4 protein-coding genes are annotated in these 6,856 nt (G+C 54.2%); all 4 read left to right on the top strand.

Features of this window, described 5'->3' with window-relative positions; all coding sequences use genetic code 11:
* Window positions 1–602: 602 nt before the first annotated feature.
* The 4 genes from EB836_RS11420 (at window position 603) to EB836_RS11430 (ending at window position 6,527) form a co-directional block, all read left to right on the top strand.
* Window positions 603–2,399, top strand: coding sequence for a glycosyltransferase (locus tag EB836_RS11420; RefSeq protein WP_167854438.1), 1,797 nt, complete (start codon window positions 603–605; stop codon window positions 2,397–2,399).
* Between the two features lie 270 nt (window positions 2,400–2,669).
* Window positions 2,670–3,239 carry a hypothetical protein gene (locus tag EB836_RS18190; protein ID WP_167854439.1) on the top strand — a complete coding sequence of 190 codons (570 nt, stop codon included), beginning with the start codon at window positions 2,670–2,672 and terminating at the stop codon, window positions 3,237–3,239.
* Window positions 3,166–4,407 carry a polysaccharide pyruvyl transferase family protein gene (locus tag EB836_RS11425; protein WP_167854440.1) on the top strand — a complete coding sequence of 414 codons (1,242 nt, stop codon included), beginning with the start codon at window positions 3,166–3,168 and terminating at the stop codon, window positions 4,405–4,407. Before EB836_RS18190 ends, EB836_RS11425 begins: the two co-directional genes overlap by 74 nt.
* A gap of 203 nt (window positions 4,408–4,610) precedes the next feature.
* Complete coding sequence (locus EB836_RS11430) at window positions 4,611–6,527, top strand: CDP-glycerol glycerophosphotransferase family protein (RefSeq protein ID WP_135540445.1); 1,917 nt, start codon at window positions 4,611–4,613, stop codon at window positions 6,525–6,527.
* Window positions 6,528–6,856 lie beyond the last annotated feature (329 nt).

A 6,856-nucleotide genomic window follows, 5' to 3' on the forward strand; every position in this document is an offset into this window, starting at 1 on the left:
CCCACGAACTCGGACCGATGAGCACCGCCGCAGTATCCGTGCGTTCGACAGATCGGTGGCGACCTCGCTCAGCGCGACGATTCTGAGAGCACTTCAACCCGCTTTTCCTTTGTCCAAACCGAACAGGTGGCATCATGAACACAGTTCTCCACGGTCTTCGGGCTGGTTGCTGCATAGTTGCTCGTTACGTCCACTGATAGGGCACCTCGCCTGTTGGAATCTGGTGATGCCGAACAGGACCAGAACAGGTGCTCCCGGATCACCAGTAATACTTAGCAATCCAGTATCAGCAGGAAAACCGTTGAAAGCTGGTACGAAGCTCGAGCCGATCCGAGATTCGCGAAGGCCAGAATCCGGTGATACACCATCGCGCCGTGCCACATCGCAAAAACGTGAGGCATCGACCTCTCGCACCGGGGCTCAAAATTGACTGCGACTCGAACGACAAGCGGAGCCCAGACGGTGGTCACCCGATACACTGTGAGAAACTTCATCAACGTAGCCCAGAACAATTCTGTCGCTGAAACCAACTGACTCATTCTATTGGAAATATGTTTGCTCTAAAACGCCGACCACGGCTACCCGACGTCCCAATCTACGTCTTGACGGGAGAAGTCCCCGAGAGCTTCGGTGGAGTCACAACGGTCACGATAGGTCGCTGCAATGCCTTTGCTCGACTAGATGACCGACCAATAACGATGCTGACGGTTTCGCCCAAACATGCAACCTCCAACGAAGCGTTGCGAGATCAGCTTATCGCCGACGGACTTCTAGATCCCCGTGTATCCCTTCGGAACCCGTGGTCGGACTTTCGCGATATTCCCGAAGATGAAATCTGCCGACTCGCTGACCCGCCAGAATTCCCTTCGTCCGCAATATTCGAATCGTTCGACGGAGAGTATCAAGTTACACACAATGACAGCTCAGACAGAACGGCACAAACCGATATCTTCAGAGAAGATGGCACCATAGGTATCATTGATCATCGCGAATTTTCAGAAGCAGGCAAAATCAAACTTCGGAGAATCAGCCTGATATCACGCACCGGGCAGATCGCGAAACAATGGACCTCGTCCACCGCGATGTATAAAGACTGGATAATGCATCTCACTCAGTCTCACGATATGTCGATTCTCATTTCGGAACGTCTGACGGTCTCCAACCAACTTACCGGCTGGAGCAACGATAACATCACGTTCGTGCAATCGATTCATTCGAACCATTTCGGCACAGGGGCAATGCGCAAATATGACTTTCCTCCGCCGAAGGCCCGATTTTACGAATCTCTCGACTCGCGAGATCTTGTCGCCACCCTGACCCAGCAACAAGCTAACGACTTGCGCGACATGGACATCACGGCGGGGAACAACGTAGTCACGCTTCCCAACTCTCTGACACTTGAACCGCTAAAGCGGCCCACCTCTCGCGACAGACGCGCCGGAGTGATAGTTTCGAGAATTGCTCCTGAGAAGCAGATCGAACACTCCCTACAGAGCATAGGTCAGCTGTCTGAAAGCAATACGGCACCTACATTGGATATTTTCGGCGAAGGTTCGTCTCGGCCAACTCTTGAGAAGCTTTCTGCCCAGCTCGACATAGAATCACTCGTCACGTTTCGGGGTTATGCCCCGGCAGGCGGGAAGAAGTTTCGTGACTATTCGTTTAGCCTACTGACGAGCAAGTCAGAGGGCCAGGGACTCGTCTTGCTGGAAAGCATGGCAGGGGGATGCATCCCTATTGCGTATAACATCAAATATGGTCCTGCTGATATCATCACTCACGGGGTCAATGGTTTCTTGGTCGAGCCTAACGATGTGACCGGACTCGCCTGCCAGATTGAGCAATTGATCAACATGCCGGAATCTGATCTTCGGAAGCTTCGACGCGCAGCCATACGACGTTCGCGGGATTTCTTGCCCGACCGGATCGTGCGTCAGTGGGCAAAAGAACTCCACGGAGCTATCCAGCGGAAACAATCCAGAACCAGTCCAGTGAAAAGTCGGGCAAAACTTGGTGCGGTTCGCTTGGAGCATGACGCTATTCATATGCGAATGCGTGTCCCAAAAGCTCTCCAAGAAGGCGCATGGGAATGGGCGAAAATTAGCTGGGTACAGCGCGTATCACGTACATATGGACGGGCTTCTGCTGATCTGGTCCAAAAGAATGGCAAACTCATCGTGCGTGCAACACTTCCCTTGAACAAGTTGGCCCCAGCGTGGCCTACTCCCGGCAGGCCAACGGACTTCTGGCTTGATCTGGGGGAAGATACGCAGTTTCAACGCCTACGTATCAGGGCCGATGAACAGACGGCTGACCTCCAGCACAGTGACCTCGAGCTGTATATTACGAAAGCCGGCAACCTTTCGGCGCGAGTCAGAAGTCGAGATACGACTGAATGACGGTCGAAGAGAGGCGGAATGCCTCAGTTCGCTTCAGATGTCCTGCGGATGTTGCTCACCATGTGTTCGACCACTCTGCCGGCCCGAACGCTGACGGCTCGCAGTGAGTCTCCCCTCCTCCACGCGCCCTGAATGAGCCTGTCACTTGTCGGTTGGTTGAACGACGCTTCCCTCGTAGGCGAGCTCAAAGGTGTGACCATGCACGAGAAGCCTTTGCTGTCCATATAGACTGGGCACTTAAATGTTGCAGTCATGCGAAGGGCTCGGACAATGAAAATTGGACTCATCGGGATCAACCGTTACGCGGCGTTCCTCAACTTTGCGTGCAACTTGCACGCGTATGCCTTTCAGCAATATCTGAAAAACCAGGGGCACGACGCAATCTTCCTAGACTACAAGCCAATCCATTACGATGGGCACAACCTACGCGAGCCCGCAAAATACGCAGAATCCAAGTACCGCTCAATCATCTCTGAGACTGCTAACTCGCCAGCTGCAGACAAGGCCAGAAGTGCCGCCGCAAGAAGATGGGCCGAACTGGCAATGGGGTACCGAGCTCTTGCGGAAGAGCGCAAGATTCGATACGACAAGTTCGAAGCTTTCGTAGCCGACAACCTTGATTTCACCACTGAAAAGTACGATCCTGATCTGCTCGAGGTCCAAGATCCCGGCATGGATTGCTATATCTGTGTGACTGATGTCATCTGGCAACCTATGGGGCCCACTCCCGCGTTCGACCGTGGATTCATGCTCGGAAGCAAAACATTTGAGGGAAAACCAAAGATCGCATACGGCTCCGAGCCGCGGCGCACAACCAGATTTCAAACCGGGGATCGCTGAAGAGTTCTTCGACTACCTAGAGGACATCGACTCGATCAGCGTTCGAGAACGTGATTTCGGCCAGTACATCGAAGAACACACCGGACGTAGCATGCCCACGGTGATTGATCCCGTCCTTCTGCACGACAAAGCTTTCTGGGACCGTGTGGAGGTACCTCCGAAAGAAGAGAAGTACCTCTTGCTGTATTACGTGATGGAGCGATCTACGGACACAGTCGCTAAAGCTGTCGAGTATGCGAAGGCCCACGACCTCACTATTGTGGAACTGTCCGACAGGCCCCTTCCTTATGGCAAGATCACCGACCCGGAGGTCAGGCATATACCGCGCTACGACGTATCGGCGGAGGAATGGCTCGGGTACATCGCCCACGCTGACGCAGTCTTCACAAATTCGTTCCACGGATGTTGCTTTTCCCTTATCTTCGAAACTCTGTTCTTTGTCGGCAAACGCAATGGCAACAAGGTGCCGAACTTTCTCGCCGAGTTCGGGCTCACCGACCAGCAGTTCTCGCCCGACGACGATGTGCACGGCTTTCGAAGCACCGTGGATTTCAAGCAGGCCAAGGCCCGGGTGGACGTGCGTCGCAAGTCTTCAGAAGACTTCCTTCTCACAGCGTTGCGAGAGGCGGAGAAATCTGCTGGAGCGTCGCAAATGGTCGACAACTCGCGACACGAGGCTCGGCGCAGACGGCTGACCTATCCTGCCCACTTCCACAGCGGGGCGGTGGTCAACTCTGATAGCAAAGATACGGTCAAGATCGACAAATCCCACCCGGCGGACCTGAAGGTCAAGAACTTGAAGAGTGGCGCGCTCGAATATTCTGGTGCGCGTATGGTCTATCGGAATGACGGCAGCTCAAAGATTGGGCCAGTCCTATTCCGAAGTGCCACTCACCGGTTCACGGGATGGACTCTCCGGTTCAGAATAGACAAACGATGGTTCTGGTTGCTCGACGATGGCACGATTGCCCCGGGCGATACCAAAGGAACAGACCTAGACGATCGAAAGCAGGTTTTCAAGGACGGGGCGCAGATCCCGCATCTGCCCGTCAACTCCGTTGCTTCTGCAGTATTTGTGGCCAGATGGGAGAAATTGGACTCCGACGACTCGAAGCCGTCCATGTCCTCCAAGCTGTCGCGGTTCACGGACAGGCTGAAGCCCAGGTAGCGCACTTATGCCAGCCAGCGATTTGCCCTCCGGCATTGCAAGCACAATGACGCCTACTATCAGTCGCGGTTCGCAAAAAGCCCAATTACACTCCGAAGCTGCGATCAGTCCAGGCCAGGAATCTTTATCCTTACGAAGCCGATCATCCGTCCTGAACACCGCTAGACTCGGGAAGATTCGACTAGGTGAAAGGACACTGCTGAATGGACCAGGACAGTTCTCTGCTTCGCGAGGCGCTGGAGAACGCGAACTTAGCTTCCAGCGTCGCTGCTGACGAATTCTGGGAGAAGCGGCTCGGGAAGAACGCACGGACGAAGGCGGTTCGGAAGCGGTACATCCGGGACAGCCTACGTACGCCTGTCAACAAGAACGTCATCTTTTACGAGACGATGTCTGGTGCCCGCATGGGCGACAACCCGCTAGGGATCTTTGAGTACCTCCGATCGCATCCTGAGCACGGGGAGTTCCTTCACGTTTGGTCAATTGACGCTCGAGGATCGATCCCTGAGAGGTACAAAAATGCCCCAGACGTGGTGTTCGCCCGCCGCAATACTCGCTCGTACACGTATTTCCTTTCGACTGCGGGGTACGTTGTCTGCAATGCGAATCTGCCTGGCTTTTTCACCCGTCGACCTGGCCAAAAGTACTTGAACACTTGGCATGGAATCCCATATAAATCACTCGGCAGAAATACTCCATCAGCCAAATTCGGATCAGCTGCGGGAAACGGCACTTTCGCAAAAGCATCGCACATCCTCTCGCCGTGTGAATTCGCAACTGAGAAGATGATTTCGGCCTATTCTATGAGTGGTGTGTCTACTGCGACTTTCGCCGAGATCGGCTATCCGAGAATAGATCGAACCCTGGAGCCCAAACCAGGACTGCCAAACCGGCTCCGAACCGCCTTAGGCCTGAAGCCGCATGATCGCCGACCCGCTGTCCTATATGCACCGACTTGGCGATCCGAGAACGCCAAAGACGTCGTAGATGCGGATCAATTACTTGAAGATCTGAAAGCCCTGGAACAACTCGACATCCAGCTCATGTATCGGGGCCATCACCGCATGGACCGGATAATACGAGACGCCTCAGTCGGTGACCAACTCGGCAACGTCATCATCCCTCCGCATGAAATAAGCTCCAATGACCTGCTGACGGTTGTGGACATACTCATCACGGACTTCTCCAGCATATTCTTCGATTTTCTACCTACCGGCCGACCGATAGTCCACTATCTGTACGATCTGGATGGGTACGCGGGCTCCCGCGGAGTCAATCTTGAAACAACCGAACTTCCAGGGTCCGTGGCTCTCGATCAGCATGAACTGCAGGAGACCGTTACCTCGATTGTGAAAGATCTCGAGCAGTCATCGGAAACTCGGAATCTTACTGACGAACCACTGCAAGGTACTCGATACAAAACGGCACAAACACGGTTCTGTCCTCACGAAGACGGGTTCGCGTCCAAGCGCGCTGTCGAATTCCTCCTCCACGATCAGATAGACGGATACCCCACGCGCACTACTCTCGGCAATCGTCCTACAGCAGCGTTCTGGGCCGGTGAGCTGAAAGCCGGTCCACGCTGCTCCGACGAGTTCTTGAAAGCCCTGTTGAAATCAGCCGCTTCGCCGCTTGAGCAGACAGTGCTTATTGTCGATCGCAAAGCTCCTATCAGCGACGATTTCATGAAGAAGATCAAGAAGTTCGGCAATGAGATATCCACCGTCTCCTACGAGGCCGAGTCGCTTGCACTGTTGCAGAAGGAAGAAGAGGACTACAAACAATTCGCAAGCAACAACTATCTCGACTTCGACACCGTTGCGTCACAGGTGCGGAACAATAAGACTCTGAACCGCATTTACACTCGTGAGTTCCGCAGGCGATTGGACGATGCGCAATTCGATCGTGTGTTCCTTGCGGCAGACCTGTCGTATGATGAACTTGCCATAGCGTCGATGGCAAGGCAGCGATCCACCGCCTCGGCCAATCTCTGGGTCCCACTGTCTAAGGAACTGAGCACAAGGCAGAAGGCGGTGGGACTCGTTCTCCCCAAAGGCTCAGCACGGCGAAAGTTCGTAGCGCGGAAATATCGCGAGCTGCGCTCGAAGATCGGTCGCTGACCGCAACGATTGTCGACCTCAGAATATTCGAATGCCTTGACAGTCGAAACTACATTCCCAGATACAAATCCTGCCGCTCTGGCGACTCCAACGATACCCATTCGTTCGAGTCACAGGGGGGCGTCTAAGGTCTGCCAGCGACCTATTGGGACTCACAAATGTCGGGATAATTTGACGATAGGGTGATCGCAACTTGTCGTCGTGAGTATTCGGTGGTGTGAGCGCCACTGACTATTGTGGTTGAGCGCCACCCGATATTGCCTTTCAGCGCCACCGGGTCGTGGCGGTGAGCGCCAGGCCGTCACCCGACGCTCACCGACAATTGGTCA

The sequence above is a fragment of the Brevibacterium sp. S111 genome, from assembly GCF_004745075.1.
Taxonomy (GTDB): domain Bacteria; phylum Actinomycetota; class Actinomycetes; order Actinomycetales; family Brevibacteriaceae; genus Brevibacterium.

Coding starts and splice junctions, on each gene's coding strand:
- EB836_RS11430 (WP_135540445.1), top strand. CDS start 4,611: ATGGACCAGGACAGTTCTCTGCTTCGCGAGGCGCTGGAGAACGCGAAC.
- EB836_RS18190 (WP_167854439.1), top strand. CDS start 2,670: ATGAAAATTGGACTCATCGGGATCAACCGTTACGCGGCGTTCCTCAAC.